General features: G+C 51.2%; 15 protein-coding genes. 6 read left to right on the forward strand and 9 right to left on the reverse strand.

Going from position 1 to position 18,786, the window contains the following annotated elements; translation table 11 throughout:
* Positions 1-78: 78 nt before the first annotated feature.
* Entirely contained in the window at positions 79-1,560 is a 1,482-nt protein-coding gene (locus ACTJJS_RS26585) for an FAD-dependent oxidoreductase (protein WP_440666385.1), read from the reverse strand.
* Between the two features lie 203 nt (positions 1,561-1,763).
* On the opposite strand from ACTJJS_RS26585, the gene ACTJJS_RS26590 reads away from it, so the two are divergent.
* A complete protein-coding gene (locus ACTJJS_RS26590; protein WP_168874051.1) occupies positions 1,764-2,354 on the forward strand; it encodes a YdeI/OmpD-associated family protein in 591 nt (196 codons plus the stop codon).
* Positions 2,355-2,407: 53 nt separating this feature from the next.
* Here the strand turns inward: ACTJJS_RS26590 and katG are convergent, their stop codons facing one another.
* The 3 genes from katG to ACTJJS_RS26605 all read right to left on the reverse strand — a co-directional run bounded on the left by katG (position 2,408) and on the right by ACTJJS_RS26605 (position 6,988).
* Entirely contained in the window at positions 2,408-4,678 is a 2,271-nt protein-coding gene (katG, locus tag ACTJJS_RS26595; RefSeq protein WP_440666387.1) for a catalase/peroxidase HPI, read from the reverse strand.
* A gap of 219 nt (positions 4,679-4,897) precedes the next feature.
* Complete coding sequence (locus tag ACTJJS_RS26600; RefSeq protein ID WP_440666389.1) at positions 4,898-6,046, reverse strand: FAD-dependent oxidoreductase; 1,149 nt, start codon at positions 6,044-6,046, stop codon at positions 4,898-4,900.
* Between the two features lie 81 nt (positions 6,047-6,127).
* Entirely contained in the window at positions 6,128-6,988 is an 861-nt protein-coding gene (locus ACTJJS_RS26605) for an AraC family transcriptional regulator (protein ID WP_440666391.1), read from the reverse strand.
* Between the two features lie 101 nt (positions 6,989-7,089).
* On the opposite strand from ACTJJS_RS26605, the gene ACTJJS_RS26610 reads away from it, so the two are divergent.
* The 3 genes from ACTJJS_RS26610 to ACTJJS_RS26620 all read left to right on the forward strand — a co-directional run bounded on the left by ACTJJS_RS26610 (position 7,090) and on the right by ACTJJS_RS26620 (position 10,497).
* Complete coding sequence (locus ACTJJS_RS26610) at positions 7,090-8,316, forward strand: thioredoxin family protein (protein WP_440666392.1); 1,227 nt, start codon at positions 7,090-7,092, stop codon at positions 8,314-8,316.
* Between the two features lie 61 nt (positions 8,317-8,377).
* Positions 8,378-8,935 carry an SMI1/KNR4 family protein gene (locus tag ACTJJS_RS26615; RefSeq protein WP_168874056.1) on the forward strand — a complete coding sequence of 186 codons (558 nt, stop codon included), beginning with the start codon at positions 8,378-8,380 and terminating at the stop codon, positions 8,933-8,935.
* 80 nt (positions 8,936-9,015) lie between these two features.
* Positions 9,016-10,497 (forward strand): hypothetical protein, encoded by a 1,482-nt coding sequence (locus tag ACTJJS_RS26620; protein WP_440666394.1) that lies wholly within the window; start codon positions 9,016-9,018, stop codon positions 10,495-10,497.
* Between the two features lie 4 nt (positions 10,498-10,501).
* Here ACTJJS_RS26620 and ACTJJS_RS26625 read toward each other — a convergent pair whose 3' ends face one another.
* The 5 genes from ACTJJS_RS26625 to ACTJJS_RS26645 form a co-directional block, all read right to left on the reverse strand.
* Positions 10,502-11,197, reverse strand: a complete 696-nt coding sequence (locus tag ACTJJS_RS26625) for a hypothetical protein (protein WP_440666396.1) — start codon at positions 11,195-11,197, stop codon at positions 10,502-10,504.
* Positions 11,198-11,309: 112 nt separating this feature from the next.
* Positions 11,310-12,059 carry a hypothetical protein gene (locus ACTJJS_RS26630; protein ID WP_343746610.1) on the reverse strand — a complete coding sequence of 250 codons (750 nt, stop codon included), beginning with the start codon at positions 12,057-12,059 and terminating at the stop codon, positions 11,310-11,312.
* Between the two features lie 153 nt (positions 12,060-12,212).
* Positions 12,213-13,361 carry an FAD-dependent monooxygenase gene (locus tag ACTJJS_RS26635; RefSeq protein ID WP_440666398.1) on the reverse strand — a complete coding sequence of 383 codons (1,149 nt, stop codon included), beginning with the start codon at positions 13,359-13,361 and terminating at the stop codon, positions 12,213-12,215.
* Between the two features lie 96 nt (positions 13,362-13,457).
* Positions 13,458-14,396, reverse strand: a complete 939-nt coding sequence (locus tag ACTJJS_RS26640) for an alpha/beta fold hydrolase (RefSeq protein ID WP_440666400.1) — start codon at positions 14,394-14,396, stop codon at positions 13,458-13,460.
* Between the two features lie 77 nt (positions 14,397-14,473).
* Positions 14,474-15,283 carry a GNAT family N-acetyltransferase gene (locus ACTJJS_RS26645; protein WP_440666402.1) on the reverse strand — a complete coding sequence of 270 codons (810 nt, stop codon included), beginning with the start codon at positions 15,281-15,283 and terminating at the stop codon, positions 14,474-14,476.
* Positions 15,284-15,408: 125 nt separating this feature from the next.
* Between ACTJJS_RS26645 and ACTJJS_RS26650 the strand changes: the two genes are divergently transcribed.
* Together ACTJJS_RS26650 and ACTJJS_RS26655 are read left to right on the forward strand one after the other, a co-directional pair.
* On the forward strand, positions 15,409-17,910 hold the full coding sequence (locus ACTJJS_RS26650) for an ABC transporter permease (protein WP_440666403.1): 2,502 nt from the start codon (positions 15,409-15,411) through the stop codon (positions 17,908-17,910).
* Between the two features lie 141 nt (positions 17,911-18,051).
* Positions 18,052-18,723 (forward strand): DUF4844 domain-containing protein, encoded by a 672-nt coding sequence (locus ACTJJS_RS26655; protein WP_440666405.1) that lies wholly within the window; start codon positions 18,052-18,054, stop codon positions 18,721-18,723.
* The last annotated feature ends 63 nt before the right edge of the window (positions 18,724-18,786 follow it).

Below are 18,786 nucleotides of genomic sequence, written 5' to 3' on the forward strand. Positions count from 1 at the left end.
TAATTTTCAGCGGTGTCAGCTGATCTTTATAATCGCAGATAAGTCAAGCGGTGTACGTCGGTACACCGCTTATCTGTTTTATGCCGGTTGGATTGACAATGCATGATGAAATATATTCAACGGGTCCCATTTGGCTTTCACCTGTTGCAACCTTGGGTAGTTGTCTTTGTAGTAAAGTGTATACCACGGCGTGCCTGACTGGTTCAATGCCGGGTCGGCAAGGTCTGTGTCAGGGTGATTGATCATGGCGCCGTCAGTTTGTTCATTGGGGACCGGCACACCGCCGGAGCCGGTGAAAAGGTCTTTATAAAAATTACGTACCCAGGCAAGACTGGGCTCGGCGCCCTTTGGGTCCACCCAGCCGGTATTGCAGGCCACGTCCATGATGCAGCTTCGTTGAGCCGTGGCCGTGGCATCGGGTGCAACGGCGTTTACTTTGCCTCCATAGGTTGCCATGCCCAAACCTCCGCCGATAGGCGCTTCTACGGTCAGATACCGGTAAGCTGTTGCCATCTGGCTGTCTGTCAGTGGTTGACGGAAGTAGGCATCCTTCACTTTAGCGGCCACACTGTCCATACCCGGCTGAAACAGTTCCGGGAACGGATTGAGCGCAAAACGCAGCCATGGGCTTTCTTCTGTCTGTAAGGCATACGGGACACCAACGGGTACGGCTATATCTGCCAGGTGATCATCTATAAGCTGACGGGCATTGGCTCCGGTAACCAGTCCTTTTATCTCCAGCTTACCAATGTTCCGGTGGTTCAAAAAAAGTATACTGAACAAGGGAAGGCTGGGAGAGTGGGCCCCACTGTTCTGCTGACACCAGGTGCCGAAATTTTTTGCCAGGCGGTTAAAAGCTCCTTCATCAACCTGTTTCCAGTCCCACGATACCCTGAAGGTGGTCACGGCGGCCGGTGCTTTAGGCAACGCGGTATAAGGATCATTGCCTGTGGCATCCGGTGAGCGTAACCAGTAGCGGGTGACGATACCGAGGTTGCCGCCGCCGGCGCCGGTATGCGCCCACCAAAGCTCACGGTTAGGGTCATTGGTTTCCCTGGTGGCTATCACGGCATGCGCTTTCCCTGAAGCATCTACAGTCACCACTTCCACGCCGTAAAGATAATCCGCTGCGAGGCCATATTCCCGGCAGAGAAAACCAAAGGCGCCGCCCACAACGTGCCCGCCCATGCCTATGCCCGGATGTTCTCCGGCAGGCAATACCACGCCCCAGCCAAGAAACAGCCTCCGGTACGTTTCGCCAACAGTGGCACCGGCTTCTACCATAAAAGCAGCCCGACCGGTATCATAACTGATGTTGGTCATCATCGACATATCGAGCAGTACCTGAACGGCCGGGTCTGTCACAAAGCCTTCAAGACAATGCCCGCCGCTGCGTACTACCAGCCGTCGTTTACTGTTCACCGCTTCCTGTACCGCTGCTGTCACGTCTGCTGTACTGGTTGGCAAAACAATATATTCGGGCTTTCCTGCAAAACGTTTGTTGAATCGTTTGTCCGCGAGATCGGAATAACGTATATCCTCAGGAGTTATTTTTTCCATAGCATGAGTTTAACAAAGATATGTTTGACGAGGGTGATAATACCTGGTTTGCATGACCATGAAATAAAGATAAGGATTGCCAGAAAACTAACAAACGCTTTCCGGAACATGCCTGTAATTGCATATTTTCCGGATACAGATTATATTGCGAAGGAAAACCAGTTCAGAAATCAAATCATAAAATCCAGCGTAAACCTACTTCTATGGCAAAAACCGGCGCAGAAAAAGTCGATGCATTCATGGAGAGATCCGACAAGTGGCGTGAAGAGTTTGAGAAACTGAGAGAAATCCTGCTTGATTGTCAATTAACGGAAGAATTAAAATGGGGCGTACCCTGTTATACATACAACGGTAATAATATCGTTTTGATGCACGGTTTCAAAGAGTATTGTGCCATATTGTTCTTTAAAGGTGCGCTGATGGCCGACCCGGAAGGTATCCTGGTGATACAGACAGAAAACGTACAGGCTACCCGCCAGGTCCGTTTTACCAATGTGCGTGAGATCGTGAAGTTGACGCGTGCCCTGAAAGCATACGTCTATGAAGCCATAGAAATAGAAAAGGCCGGCTATAGGGTGGAGTACAAAAAGACAGAAGAGTTTAACATGCCGGAAGAGTTTCAGCAGCTGCTGGATAAAAAGCCGGCGCTGAAAAAAGCTTTTGAAGCCCTGACGCCAGGGCGACAAAGAGGTTATCTGTTGTATTTTTCAGCCGCCAAACAGTCCAAAACAAGAATATCCAGGATCGAAAAATATATCGATCATATCCTTGCAGGGAAAGGATTGAACGACTAAAACAAAACAGCCTCCTGATGGAGGCTGTTTTGTTTTAGCTCTTATGAGAAAGATTATCTGTGTAAATCGAACCGGTCGAGATTCATCACTTTATCCCATGCGGCCACGAAGTCTTTGACAAATTTAGGTTGTCCGTCTGCGCTGCCATATACTTCTGCAACAGCCCTCAGTTCAGCATTGGCGCCGAATACCAGGTCTGCACGGGTGCCAGTCCATTTTACTTTTCCGGTGCTGCGGTCGCTGCCTTCGTACACTTCCTTGTCCGGACCGGTGGCTTTCCATGCGGTTCTCATATCGAGGAGGTTGACGAAGAAATCGTTTGTCAGCTGGCCCGGACGGTCGGTGAAGACACCGTGTTTGGAGCCATCATAGTTGATGTTCAGCACCCGCAGACCGCCCAGCAGCACGGTCAGCTCAGGGGCCGTGAGGGTGAGCAGCTGCGCTTTGTCGATCAGCAGTTCTTCGGTGGACACCGGGATTTTTGCTTTGCGGTAGTTGCGGAATCCATCTGCCAGCGGTTCCAGGAAGCCTGCTGATTCAACGTCTGTCTGTTCTTGTGAAGCGTCCATGCGGCCGGGCGTAAATGGTACGGTGACTGCCAGGCCGGCGTCTTTGGCGGCTTTTTCAATCCCTGCGCAGCCAGCCAATACGATCAGATCAGCCAGCGATACTTTTTTACCGGTGCCGTTGAATTCTTTCTGGATGGTTTCCAGTTGGCCCAGTACTTTATCCAGTTGAGGTGGATTGTTGACCTGCCAGTATTTCTGTGGTGCCAGGCGGATACGGGCGCCGTTGGCGCCGCCGCGTTTGTCGGAACCGCGGAAGGTAGAGGCGGAGGCCCATGCAGTGGACACCAGTTCAGATACAGTGAGGCCGGAAGCGAGGATTTTTGTTTTCAGCGCTGCGATGTCCTGCTCATTGATCAGCGGATGGTCCACTTCAGGAATAGGATCTTGCCAGAGCAGTACTTCTGCCGGCACGTCGGCGCCGAGGTAGCGGCTGCGCGGCCCCATATCACGATGGGTCAGTTTAAACCATGCTCTTGCAAAAGCATCTGCAAACTGGTCCGGGTTTTCCAGAAAACGCCGGGAGATCTTCTCGTACACCGGGTCAAACCGAAGGGAAAGATCGGTGGTAAGCATGGTAGGCAGGTGCTTTTTGTTGCCGTCGTAAGCGTCGGGGATGATGCTGTCGGCATTTTTTGCTACCCACTGGTGCGCCCCGGCCGGGCTTTTGGTGAGTTGCCATTCGAAGTTGAACAGGTTCTCAAAGAAGTTATTGCTCCACTGTGTGGGCGTTTTGGTCCATATTACTTCCAGGCCGCTGGTGATGGTATCGGCACCTTTACCAGTACCATGGCTGTTGGCCCAACCAAGGCCCTGTAATTCCATATCTGCGGCTTCGGGTTCCTTGCCTACGTTGGTGGCAGGAGCGGCGCCGTGGGTTTTACCGAAACTGTGGCCACCGGCAATCAGGGCAACGGTTTCTTCATCGTTCATCGCCATGCGGCCGAAGGTGTCGCGGATATCTTTGGCGGCAGCTATCGGGTCAGGGTTGCCATCCGGGCCTTCAGGGTTTACATAGATGAGCCCCATCTGAACGGCTGCCAGTGGTTTTTCGAGATTACGAGCATGCACATCGCCATCTGCATCTTCATCCGTTACAGTCACGCCGTGGTTCTCCACCACGCCGGGGGAACCGTGGGCGTAACGGATATCGCCGCCGAGCCAGGTCCTTTCTGAGCCCCAGTATACTGATTCGTCCGGTTCCCATGCGTCTTCACGACCGCCTGCAAAACCAAATGTTTTGAAGCCCATGGATTCCAGCGCTACGTTGCCGGTAAGGATCAGCAGGTCGGCCCAGGAAAGTTTATTGCCATATTTTTGTTTCACAGGCCACAGCAGCCTGCGTGCCTTGTCGAGGCTCACATTGTCGGGCCAGCTGTTCAGCGGCGCAAACCGTTGCAGCCCTGCACCCGCACCACCACGGCCATCACTCACACGATAGGTGCCGGCACTATGCCATGCCATACGAATGAATAATGGACCATAGTGACCGAAGTCGGCCGGCCACCAATCCTGAGAATCGGTCATCAGCGCATGAAGGTCTTTCTTTACGGCTTCCAGGTCAAGACTTTTGAAGGCTTCGGCATAGTCGAAATCTTTCTCCATCGGATTGGACAAGGCCGAATTTTGACGGAGGATACTTACTTTTAACTGATTGGGCCACCAGTCGGGGTTTCTGGTGCCGCCACCGCCAACATTGTGCTTCATCGTGCCATTATGAAATGGGCATTTACTGATGTCTTTTACTTCATTTTCCATTTGTTTCAATTTTGGGTATGGAAGGAATAATGTGCTTACACCGGTGAAGGTGTGGTCGGTAAAAGTACGGGTAACAGGGATATAGGAAAAATCAATTAGTTCTATAATCTAATAGTTAAAACCTATTCGTAGGACAAGCCGCCGGTTGTGGTCCATCTATATAACACAGAATACGCCACGGTTTCCAGAGTGCTACTTCTAAATATACTAAATTTCAATTTATTCCCCGCTGTTGTAAAGCAATGCGCTGCCCTTTTTTGATGCGGCTATGGCTTCAGCACTGTAAGTCAGCATCTGGTCTTCATAATTTAATAATGTGTTCATTAGCGACAGTCCACTGTCAATGGATTTTTTCAGGTGTGCTGTCAGCGCGGCGGCATCACGCAGCGCCGTATTGGCGCCCAGTCCGGCGGCAGGGCTCATGGTATGAATGGCGTCGCCCATCACGGTCACCGGTGCCTGGCCTGCCCGCCGCCCCTGTACGGAATGCCGCACGGGAACAATAGCGCTGGCAGTCACGGCGGCACCGCTGAACAACGGGTCCAAGGCAGTAGGGAAAGTACTGGTGGCCTGCGTAATCGCTTCCTGCAGCTCCGCGACAGACAGCCTCAGTGACTGATCGCGCTGCATCCCGAAACTGCTGCGCTGCCCAATCAGCGCCCAATAGAGATAATCTTCCGGTGGCGTCACAATGGTATGATGGTCCCGGTTAAATGTCATCACATCAATAATACCCGCTATATTCTCCCCGAAAATAACGCTGGTGCCGGGAGAGAGCAGCTGCCGGCGCTGCTCGTCCCACTGCACTTTTCCATAGATGCACACATTGCCGGTGTCATGCAACCCGGTGCCGGGAAAACAGCTGCCCGTAAGCGCAGAAGCGGCGCCATTGGCGATCACCAACAGATCTGCGGTAATGGTTTCCCCATCTGCAAAAAAACATTGTATGCGTTGGTCAGGTTGCACACGGTAGCTGGTAAGGTCTTTGTCAAACACCACCTGATCTTCAATGCCGGTGATAAGCACCCGCCGCAGGGTATGACGGTCCGCTTTCAGATCGGCAGGTATTTCTCTTTCATCTTTTATCCACTGGTCTACCCATTTGTTCTCCAGCGCCTGCATCCGCGTGTCCATTGTATACACCGGTGCCGGCAGCGCAGCGCTGTTTTCAAATGCGGCATACAGGTCTGCAGGGAGACATGCTGCCAGCGACTGCTGACCGGCATAATCAATCCGGATACGGTAGCCTTGTGTCCTGCTGTTGAAGGAAGCGTCTTTTTCGAATACGGTAAAATCTATTCCGGCTTTTTTCAGGCCCTGTGCCAGACAAAGGCCACCGAGGCCGGCGCCTGCAATTATTACTTTCATTGCCATGGTTATATGTATTTGCCTGCAAAGCTCCGGTACAAACCGATGGCAAAAAATGGACAAACACGGGGATGGCTGGTACTATTTTCGGGATTGGGCGCGGAACTGCTGTGGGGTGATGCCCGTTTTTTTCCGGAACAGGCGGGAGAAGTAAGCATGGTCTTCATACCCCAGCCCGTGGGCTATTTCTTTGATGGTATCATCGGTATGGTACAAACGGCGCCTGGCTTCCAGCATCAGTTGCTCATGTATCCAATGGTTGACCGTAAAGCCGGATTGCGCGGTGACGATTTCACTGAGATAAGTGGCGGAGATATGCAGCGCTGCGGCATAGGCCGACGGGGTCCTTAAAGTCAGGTAGTTATTTACCAGCAAAGCCTTGAACTGGCGCATGATAGCTTCCGGCCTGCTGCCGGGATTATTTATCTGCCGGGCATTTTTGTAGGCGCCGGTAAAAATACCGGTACAGATATCGATGCCGCCGTTCAGCATCTGCTGGCGGAAAGGCCGGTCAGCCGGTTGTTCCAGCAATTGTTCCAGCAGCTGCAACCCCTGCGTCAGTATGCCAATAGAAGATATATCGGGGAGAAGCGGCTGCTGCATACCATTGACCGCCTCCAGGGCACTGCTGTAGACAGCCGGTATCTGCTCCGGTGCCAGGGATAACGCTGTCGCCTGTACGTGATCGGCATGAACACAGGCATGTACCTGTCCCGGATATACGTAGATAATTTCTCCCTGCCTGATCTCATACTGCTCAAAGTCGATCATAAAGCGGCAACTGCCGCTTTCCACCAACAGGAAAAGATAGTGATCGTCCCGATGGGCTTCCGGTTGATAAATGTCCCCCGCACCGGCGGCTTGCAGCCGTCGTATGGCAATGCCTTCCCCATGGGCCGTTTCCAGTGTATGTATGGGTATGACCGTCTTCTTACGCCCCATCGTGCTACGTTTTATCGTTGCAAGATCCGCTTTTTTTGTTGACTTGCTCCCGGTGTTTTTTCTATATTTACCCGCGATTCCACCATAATACCTTCCCGACGATGAAAAAGTTGCTCCTCTTTTGTTTCCTGATTTTCGCCGCCCCGACTTTATCGGCGCAAAGCGGTATACAGTTTTTTAAAGGCTCCTGGAGAGAAGTACAGGAAGCAGCCCGCCAACAGCAGAAGATGATATTTGTGGATGTATATACGGAATGGTGCGGGCCCTGCAAATACATGGACAGGGAGATCTTTACCGATGCGGCGGTGGTGCGGAAATATGCCACGCATTTTATCGCCTATAAACTGGACGCGGAAAAAGGTGAGGGCGTGGAGTTATCACGGAAGTATAACGTTGGCGCCTATCCGACGTTTCTGTTCCTGAACAGCGGCGGATATGTCGTTCATAAGGTGACTGGCGAAAGAGAGAAAAACCCTTTCATCGCGCTCGCAGACGCGGCAGTACAGGCGGGCGCCGATAAAAATAATCCGGGGAACCTGGAAAAGCTGTTCGCAGACGGTGACCGCAGTCCCCGGTTCCTGCGGCATTATCTCCAACGCCTCGCAGAAGCCGACCTGGACAATAGCGAAGTGCTGGATGCGTACTTTAAAACCATTCCTTTAAATGTATTGAATGATGACAGTACTTTATTGTTTTTGGCCCGGCACCTGAATGGAACACGCTCCGCAGTTGCCATATACCTGATGGGCCACTACCCGCAACTAAGTGATACTGCCAAAGCAAAGGTGAGTGGCCGTCTCTTTGAAAAACTGGTGAGAAACGGCGCCGGCCTGGCGTTAAAAGAGAAACGGCTGCTGGAATACAATGCCCTGGCGGCATTCGGACGGCAGTTGGCCGGCCTCAATGCTGGTCAACAGGCCTTCCTGAACCGCCTCGATCTTCTTTACAGCAGTCTCACCAGAGATTATGACCTGTTGAAGAAAGCCGGCTACATTATGGCTGCGCGGCCCTTTGCTGTTGCCATTGATTCCATCCGTTCGGAAGACAAACGGCGCTATAATGAAATCATGCAGCCTTTCTTAACCGGCGTCCGGGACAGTACTAAAATACCAGGCTTTGCTGAGGAAAAACAAATCATCGCCAAAGTTTATTCAAGGGAAATCAGTGAACAGCTGTATACAGCTGCACAAGCCTTCGCCCAGTTGCCGCCTTCGGAAAATAAAGCACTGGCGGATGCCTTGCTCTGGGCGAAACGGTGTGATGCGTTGATGCCGGGAACAAAGCCATTTATAGATTTGATAAAGGAACTGGAACAAAAAAAGAAATGATATTGTAGACTATCTGTGAGCGCTTATCTGTAATTTTGAAAAACCGTTATCCTATAACATCATGCAGAAACAGTTAGCTACGCTGGACCAACACCTGTCACAATTAAGGCCGGAGCTTTATACGCATCTGAATGCTCCGCTGACGGCAGACGCAATAGCCGCCCTGGAAAAGACATATGCCATCACCCTGCCGGAAGACCTCAAAGCGCTTTATCAGTGGAAGAACGGGCAAAGGGATGATTGCTACGAGGCGTTTGTCAATAATTCCAGTTTCCTGCCCCTGCAGGAAGCACTGGAGGTGGCAAAAGAAATGACCGGCATGATCGGCTATGATTTTGAGGTGGAAAACTGGTGGAATGCCGCCTGGATTCCCATTTTCCACAACGGCGGCGGCGATTATATCTGTTACGATATGGCCGGCGTTTTCACAGGCACGAAAGGGCAACTGGTGGAGTTCTGGCACAGGGATAACGACCGCAACGTGATCGCTCCTGATCTGGAAGGCTTTTTCCAGGTCGTTAATCAATACTATGAAGAAACCCCACCGGCTTCTTTTGATGACTTCTTCACCCTGGAACACTTTATAAAAGGCTATCCCAGGAAGTTTCATGTAAAATAGACAAACGAAATTATCCAGCGCTACAGGATTTAACATTCTTTTAGAAGAGCGGTTTTTAATTTGAGGGTAAATCCTCGTTTATGCTTGCACGTACTATCCGTTGTGTAGTCCTGTTTTGTTGTCTGGCCCTTCCCGCCTTCTCCCAGCAGTTTGAGCGGGTAGTGGTGGATTCCACCGCTTCTTCCACCGGTTATTATATCGCCTTGCGGCCCGCATCTGGCCAGATTCAGGGCGTTATGGTGCTGATGCCGGGCTTCAATGATCCTCCGGAAGCGGTATTCGCCGCCAGCAAGTTGCAGAACATCGCCTGGACTAATGACATACTGACCATCGCGGTCGGCGGAGGCCCCAACCTGATACTCTCGGACGAGTTACAGCAAAGGCTCAACGCCGTGCTGAGGGACGTAGTGCAACGGTACAAGGTAGCGCCTGACCGGTTCGTGATCGGTGGGTTCTCTGCCGGAGGATCGCTGGCATTGCGGTACACGGAACTGTGTAAAGAGAAGCCGGCTGTTTTCCCGGTACAGCCACAGGCGGTATTTTCAGCAGACGGTCCGGTAGATGTACCGGACCTGCTACAGCGATACGATAAATTCATCAAAAGGAACTACAGCGCAAGAAGCACTAATGAAGGAAAGATGATAAAAAAAATGCTGGCAGAACAGTTGGGGGAACTGCCCGCCAATCTCCCGCGTTACGTGGCCGTTTCCCCGTTTTATATGGACAGTGAAGCGCCGGGCAACGAACGTTTCCTGCAACACGTGGCAGTCAGGAGCTACCATGATATAGATATGGGCTGGCAAATGAAAGAAAGACGCAACAGTCTCTATGATATCAATGCCGCTGCCGCCTCTGAAATGATCAGCCGCCTGCGGCAACAGGGCAACGAAGACGCTGAACTGATACAGGCCAAATCCCCTGGTTACAATGCCAATGGCGAGCGTAATCCCCATTCCTGGTCCATCGTGGATGAAACGGAACTGGTGCAGTGGATGCGGCGTAAACTGCATTTCCTTCCGGAAAACGTACCGGGCAACTATCAGCTGGGCATACCCGCCGGATGGGCGGTGGAAAGGATGAAGTTTCCCATAGAATTTGCACCTGTCATCAGTTACCAGGGATATGAAGACCTGCGCTTTTTACCTGGCTGGGGAGATCAGAAAAGCGAAGAATACTGGAGCTACTGCTTTCTGTGGTGGCTGGAAGGAAAACCGCAGCTGGACAAAGCCACGCTTGAATCTTATTTGAAAGCATATTACGAAGGACTGGTGGGCCGTAATATTGTTCCCCGGAAAATACCGGCAGATAAGGTTGTGCCGGTGAAAGTACAGCTGACGCCCGTAAAAAGCCTTCCCGGCGATGCACAAACATTCAACGGTGAAATAGATATGCTGGACTATATGGGCGTACAACCCATACGGCTACACGTTGCCCTGCATGTGAAAGACTGCGCGGCGGCCCGGCGGAAAGCACTGTTTGTGGAACTGTCGCCCCGCCCGGCCGGCCACGCGGTATGGCAGCAGATGGACCAGCTATGGAAAACGTTTGAATGCGGGAAATAGCAGGTTATTCAAAATCGTAACCTTGATGTTGGAATGTCAGGCATTGCTGCAGGTAGAATTTACCGGTGATCAGTTTGTCGATGTTGGTCAGCTGTTCCTGTATAGCCCGTTGCTGGCCGCTGGCGCAATCATCTTCGATGCTCATCTCGTCTGTGGCCATTTGCCGTAGCATGGCCATGTAGTGACGTTTCTGAGGCGCAATATCGTATGTCTTCTCAGTCTGGTATTCAGGATAGTAGTAGGCCGCATAGACTGCGTAGGCAGGCAGCCTTTCGTGACGGTGGCCAAAATAGGTGCCGCCACAATGTAACCTGCCTTCCACGTCATTGATGGCCGAAAATAGCTGCTGCAATTGCAGGCTGACAGCATTCTGCGCGATGGCTTTGGGTTGCTGCATCATAAAAAAATAATACACTTCACAGAAATAATCGCGCCCTGCTTCGCTTTCAAATACATCAGTATTGCCACTCCTGGAGAGATACAATACATCCGGATGTGTAGCATAGGAAGGGGACAACAAAGAAGGAAAACAGTCGGCAACGGTATTGTATACTTCTTTTGTAAGACGAAGCGTATCGCGGTTGATAGTGGTCAGCAGGGTATCGTGATCAATGTGTTGGTTTGCTGGCAGCGTGTCTTGTTTTGCCGACGATGAGTTGTTTGCTGGTTTGATTTCACAGCTGCTAAGGCTGTACATCACGCTTGCAAAAAGTACTAGAATGCTGCTAAATGGAAAATGACCAAAAACACACTGGCGCATAACTGAATATTTGGAACGGGGCTAATATAAGTAAGATAACTGACAGGCAAGGTCACAGATAAGTGTTCACTTCAATTTTAGCACCAGATATGTTCAGATAGCCTTGGGTTACATGATTATGAAAGAAGACAATGTAATGGCCGTCAACGGTCTGAATAACGGTGTCGTCGTATGTCCAGAGGCTTTTGTCACAGATAGTGTCAAGATGTACAAATTTACCGTTTTCAATTTTTGAAAGATAGGTCTGCCGGTAATCCGAAGTAACATGATAGAGCTGCCCTTCATAGGGAAAGCTGACGATGATGGTCATACCTAGCGTACCTGCAAGAGCTATGGTACCTTTGGATGACCTGGACTCATCATCACCAGCAGATCTTATAATGACTTGGCCTTTTCGGGTTTTTTGTTTGGGCTTAAAAGGTTCATAAATTTGCATGGAATCCGGATGGTCGATTTGAACAACCCTGCAGATACCAGAAAGGTGATTAAGGGAGCTGGAAACAACATATCTCCCGTCTATTTTATTGACAACAACTGGACATGTGGCTCCACATGCATATTCAACTCCTGTTTTTTTGCTTTTAAAAACGATAGTGCCGCCCCATTCTCCGCTACAGGTCTTTCTTACTGTATAATTTTCATCCTCAAAGAAATGGAGCGTTTTACGGATAAAATCCTTTTCAGTCTTTCTAAGAGTGGTATCCTTGATATTGATATGTACAATATCGAATAATTTGGTGGACTGGGCGGTCACAGAAAGATGTCCCATGACCAGTATTGCTATGAAGAATGTGCTTTTCATATAGTAAAGGTTGTGAACAGACAAGTTACCAAAATGAAACAGAACACGAAGTTCTCATGTGCGAAATAATCCTTATCCACCTTGCCTCCATCACATGTTTTTTCCGTTTATAGGCGTACGTTGTTGAGGGAGGCGGCACTTTCGGTCATGCATTTACAGTTCAATATTATACAAAAAATCCAGTTGACGTTTAGTCGCGTTGGCCGGCATGTTGCGTACCAGGAAATTCCTCAGCCCTGCTGCAATGCTCCCTTGCCAGTTGGTCAGCAACGCCAGCTGCCACGACATGCGCACAATTTTATGGGCACGTTTCATCCGTTTCGCTACATAGTGGCTGAAAGCCGTATCAGGGGCGTAATGGAGGAAGAGACTCTCAGCTAGTGCATATGCGTCTTCGATGGCCTGACTGGCGCCCTGGCCCAGGTTAGGCGTGGTGGCATGTGCAGCATCACCCAGTAATACTACGTGACCTTTGTGCCAGTTTTGGGTGGGCGCAAGGTCATAAAGGTCTGAACGGATCAGTTTTGACGGGTCGATGTGTGCCACGACTTCCTTCATATGTCCGCTGAAGCCCGACAGTTCCCGTTGTATCAGCGCCAATGCCTCGTCGTTGGTCAGGGGAGTGCCTTCGGGCAGCCTTCTGGTAAACCAGAAATACACCTGGTTCCCACCCACATGCATAAATGACGCCCTGACGCCGTTGCCCTTGCCGCCCCACACTTCGGAGGTGACGGTACGCTCTGCCATGGGGAGGTTCATGGTGACAGTAGTACGCCAGCAGGTTTGTCCTGAATAACGATAGCCATGGCTACCGATGTATTGCTCACGTACGGCGGAACGGATACCGTCAGCAGCAATGAGGATGTCGCCTTTGGTTTCGCTGCCGTCTTCAAAACGGGCGATGACGCCGTTCGGCGTGTCATCAACGGCGACACATTTTTTTCCTGTTCTGACAGGTGTATTAAGATACCCCAGCAATGCGGCCTGAAGGGTGGCCCGGTGTATGGGAACGCTGCGGGAACCATATTGTTGTTGTAACAGGTTGTTGTCAATCTGCTGCAGCACTTTTCCCTTGTAGTCTTTTATGTACAGTTGCTCCAAATGTCCGCCCTGTGCTATCAATGCGTCTGCTATGCCCAGCTGTCGATACACCTTCATGGCATTGGCTCCCAACAGGATACCGGCCCCCACCGCTTTGTATTCCGGCGCAGCTTCATATACCTCGTAATGCCAGCCCCGTTGCTGCAAGGCAATGGCAGTCGTGAGGCCGCCTATGCCGCCCCCGATGATAATTGCTTTCATAAAACACTAATTTAGGTCAAATGTACTAATTTTTTCGAAAACCATGCAACGGGATTGAATTTTCTTCGAAAAAGGCTTTAAAGGAAATATTATCTATCAGTCTGGTTGAAGTATTTTATCACGGATGATCTTTTGTATGGAATCGGCTTCCGTGATCATCACCATATGCGTGGCGTCTTTAAACCAGTATAACTGTTTGCGGGGAGCGATCAGCTTTTGATAATAGCTTTTGGCAATTTGGGCATTGGTCTGATAATCCTTCCCGCCCAGGAAGAAGTAGACGGGACAACGGAGGCGGGGCAACGATGTCAGCAGGTTCTGTGCAGCCGCTTCGTTCCAGGGAGGCAACCACGTTTGTGACCACGTGGCAAAGTATGACCGTACCATCGTTGTATCGGAATAAGGTTGCCCGTCCATGGCATGCATCCATTTCCGGGAATAATACAGCTGGTCGCTATTGGCGAAAGGAATTCTGACGACACTTAACTCGCGCAGGGCCAGGGTATTTTTATTTTCCTTCGCCCATGTTTTCATTTTTTCCAGCGCCATTTTTTCGCTGGGTTCCTGGTTGATCACCGGGCACACCACCAGTAAGCCCTGTAACAATTCAGGATGGGTGGCTGCCACATGGAAACCAAGCACTGTGCCCCACGATTCGCCCATGAGAAAGAGCTTTTGCCGTTTGAACCGCTGCAGCAGGGCCTGTACCAGTTCATAAGTGTCTTGTTCCGCCTGTTGCAGGGTAACGGGCAGGGGAGCACGATTTAACGCCAGGGTTTTACCGGTTTCCCGCTGGTCCCACATGACAATGAGGGCATGTGGCTGGAGTTCGCGGGAGATCGTTTCTGCCTGCGGCATACGCGATTCGCCTGGCCCTCCATGCAGGAACAGCAACAGAGGACCATCCGCATTTCCCTTTACTGAGATGACCTGCCGTATGCCTCCGATCCGGAGCGTATCATAGTAATCAAGTGATGATTGCGCATGCGCTGCCACATGGAACGAAAGCAAGAGGGTGAGAAGGGAGTATTTCATTTAAAAGAATGATGTTCAGCAATTAAAACAATCACCTGATGTGAAAGGTTCTGCGGAAAGACCATCCTCTTTTGTTATTATACCAACAATTTATAATAAGGCAGTTCCCGGGAGATATCGAAGCCCAGTTGCTGCGCCAGCCTGCGTGAACCGGTGTTATTGCCCCGGCAGGCCCATATCGGCTCGAGCCCTCGTTCCAGGCAGTAGTCGATCAGTGCGGCACAGGAGTGGTAAGCCAAACCTTTCCCGCGGAAGGGTGTGCAGGTTTCAATGGCTATCTCCAGTACTTCATCATTGACAAATGCGGCGAAGGCGAGGGACGCAAGGGTATTATCGTAATACACGCTGTAACCAACACTCTGGCTCACAAACTCGTCGGCATCAGCCCAGAAATGCACCGGGATGACGGTCCCTGTCATCTGCTCATAATCATTACGGGTAGCTGTTACGATCTGAACAGGCGCATCTGCCGGCAGTTGTTTGCGTTGTTGGCGGTATTTGTCCGCATTAAATTTGAAATTAAGGCGGGTATCCCGTTCCACGTGGGCCACGGGCTGTTGCTGTTCGTCCCTGAAAAGGTTGTCCAGCACCGCGTCCCAGCTGTCGGGGAACGCCTGTAGCCATTCTTCGCCCCGCCGTACGCCCTGCACATTGGCGACGTAGTCTTTGAGCTGCCGGTGAAAGTCCTCATGGCTGCTGTCTCCCCACAATAGCGACATGCCATAGGGGTGTACAATGTAAAAAGTGCGGGGATCTGCGGAATTGTTCGTATATACTTTGCCGTTAACCTTTCCGTCCACTACTGCCTGTGCGAAAAGGGTATTGATAGGGGCGGTTTTCAATGCTGCTGCCAGCGCGGAGTATGCGGTCGGGTCTAATGGTTTCATGGTTTCAAAACTGATTCAGCGCAAGTATACGGATAAATCTACCGGCAGCAGTAGTCCGATGCAGAGAAGCATAGTAGTCCGGAGAATGTTTTATCGTTGTCCGGAACCGGACAATCACCGTCCAGATGTGGACAGGCATTAATCTCCTCAAATGCCGGAAAGCGGCGGTAACAGCGTATCTTCAGGAAGCGGCAGCATTCTTGTTGCCGGTAAGTCAAATAGTCACCGCCATGTTAGGGAATTATTTCAAGATCGCCTGGCGTAACCTGTTACGCAACCCGGGGTATTCCTTTATCAATATCTTCGGCCTGGCCACAGGGCTGGCCTGCTTTATCCTTATACTGCTGTTTGTTCAGCATGAGTGGTCGTTTGACCGTTTCCATGCCAATGCAGACGGGATTTTCCGCGTGGTACAGCAACGCCCTGTTTCCAAAGGTCAGGACTACTGGGCCACCACTTCACCGGCGCTGGCAGGCGCATTGTTGCGCGAGTTCCCGGAAGTGAAGGCTGCCACTACCATAGAGCAGGCCAATAACCCGCTGCTCACCGTGGGCGATCACCATTTCAGGGAACAGGGAATCTTCGCAGATACGGCATTCCTGCGGATATTCACTTTCCCCTTCCTGCAGGGCGACCCGGCTACAGCGCTGAAAACGCCCAACGGCATTGTACTGACAGCATCCCTGGCACGCCGGATATTCGGGGAACAGGACCCCATGGGCAAAGCACTGCTGTACCAGCACGACCAGCCGCATATCGTGACCGGCATCCTGGCTGATATACCGGCAGCTTCGCATTTACAGTTCCGGTTTATTCTCCCCGTTACTGCCGATCCCCACTATATGGACTGCTCGGTGAAAGATCCGTGGATGAACAACGGCATATACACTTACGCCGTGCTGGCCAATCCCGCTGATGCGCCGAAGCTGGAGCAGAAACTGCATACCTATATCGATGAACATCTGTCACGCTGGCGCCCGGAAGACCGCCTCCGCTTTCAGCTACAGCCGCTGAAAACCATTCACCTGCAATCGCAGCACCTCGATACCCTTGAGTTTGAACAAAGTGGCAGCGATAAATATGTATATCTTTTTCTGGCCATCGGCTTTGTGATCCTGCTGCTGGCCTGTGTAAACTATACCAATCTGGCGGTGGCCCGCTCTGCGCGCCGCGCGCAGGAAATAGGGATGCGCAAGGTGGCTGGCGCCCTGCGCGGCCAGCTGATGATGCAGTTTCTCGGCGAATCCCTGATCATGACAGCGCTGGCACTGGTGCTGGCATTGGGACTGGTGCATCTTTTGCTGCCGTTTTTCAGTCAGCTGATGGACCGCTCCCTTCACCTGGATTACCGGAGCAATCCTTTCCTGGTGCCGGGACTGCTGCTGCTGGTGCTGCTGGTAAGCCTGTTGTCCGGCAGTTATCCTGCTTTCCTGATGACGGCCCTGCGCCCGGCGCAGGTGCTCAAAGGCAAGCAAGGTGTCCGCGCCGGCAGCTTTTCCCTGCAACGGGTCCTGATCGTCGGCCAGTATGCGGTGTCTATCGTATTGGTGGCGGGCAGCTTTATCATCTACCGGCAAATGCAACTGGTACAACACCAGCAACTGGGATATAACAGGGAACATGTGCTGGCCATCAGGGTAAACGACGAGGTGGTGACCCGCAACTACAACACACTCCGTAAAGAACTGCTCAGTCACCCCGGTATCCTGTCCATGAGTTATTCGCTGTACCTGCCCACCGGGTTTAATACCAACCAGAGCATACTGAACTGGCCCGGCAGCAACGGGGAAAGAGTGAACAGCCGTACGACCGGCGTCGATTATGATTTCATGAACGTATATGGGCTGAGCACCGTCGCCGGCCGTGGTTTTTCACGCGATTTTGGTACAGACACGCTTGGCGCACCGATAGCCCTGATCAACGAAACGGCAGCTAAAGCCCTTGGCTGGACACCGGAAGAAGCCATCGGAAAAGGGTTCGATTATTCCGATGGACACGGAAGAAGAACGGTTATCGGCGTAGTGCGCGATTTTCATTTTAATTCCATTCATCATATAGCCGGTCCGCTGGTACTTACGCTCGACCAGGCGCCTACAGGGTACATCTCCGCCAGGGTGCGCCCGGAAGACCTTCCCCGCACCATCGCGCTCTTTGAGCAGGCCATCAAACGGTACACGCCCTATCCCTTCGAATACCAGTTTGTCGATGATCATTTCGATCAACTCTATAAAAAAGAGACCCGGTTGGGTAAAATGTTCGGCGGGTTCACCATACTGGCCATCCTGATCGCTTCCCTCGGCTTATTCGGACTGGCAGCGTATACCACGGAACAGCGCCGCAAGGAAATAGGAGTGCGGAAGGTGCTGGGAGCTACCGTCACCAATATCGTCGGACTGCTGAGCAAAGACTATATCAAACTGGTATTCTTCGGTTTTATTATCGCAGTGCCGGCCGCCTGGTACATCATGGACAAATGGCTGGAAGATTTTGTGTACCGCATACAGATACAATGGTGGATGCTGGCGCTGGCAGGCCTGCTGGCTTTGATCATCGCCTTGCTGACAGTAAGCTATCAGTCTGTGAAAGCAGCTTTAATGAACCCGGTTAAATCGCTGAAAGCGGAATAACCGTCAGTTAACCTCTTTTGAATGCGCCGGGCATGCAGCGGCCGGGAGCGTATAGGGGTGACAGTGAGCCGCCGTTTTTTTCATCACATTAAATCTTAAAATTGGTGGTAATAGGTTATCTTGGCGGAACAAACTGCAGGCATGAACACGCAACCATTCCTTATTACCGCCCTGTCTAATTTTAAAGAGCGTGGCAAATTTTCCTATTCCGCATACATGGACAGAGGGCTCAACCCTTCTGATGATGAAACCCGTGACGGACTTGAAAGGTTCTTTAACCATTTCGCTGACAAGCTGATGACGGCAGCCCGGCAAGGCGCCACAGAGAAAGATTACAAGAAGCTGTTGATGGATGCGCTAAACATGTTGAACAAAAATGTTTTTGATACAGAAGACCGCGAATTTATCTGCGACACTTTTTATGAGCTGGCAGGCATTGTAAGGGTGGACCTTAAAGATGAGTTGAGTAAATGGCTCTACGGCAGCTTTTTTTTCAACCTGATGAAAGTGGTAAATTTTATAAGAGGAAAGAAAAAGGAACAGGTCGTGGAAATCCGTTCACAGACATGCACTGGCTGTGGGCAATCGCTGGAAGCGCTGGTGCTGGAGAAAAAGCGCGGCATACCAGATACAGACTGGTGGATCATCCAATGCAATTCCTGCCGGGAATACAACCTGTACAGCATTGGGCCGGATGTGAAAGAACTGCGCCTCAACGGTTTCCACCAGGTGGAAAGCCTTCCCCGGCAAGAGTTCACAGAAGAACAGGCCCTTATCAGGCTGGAGCAGATTAAATATTTCAGACAACGATAGGGCCCAATGCAGGGTACAGCCTGCAAAGCCTGATCACCGCAAAGGACAACCCTATAAGAAAGA

This window comes from Chitinophaga sp. 22308 (assembly GCF_052045305.1).
Classification (GTDB): Bacteria; Bacteroidota; Bacteroidia; order Chitinophagales; family Chitinophagaceae; genus Chitinophaga; species Chitinophaga varians_A.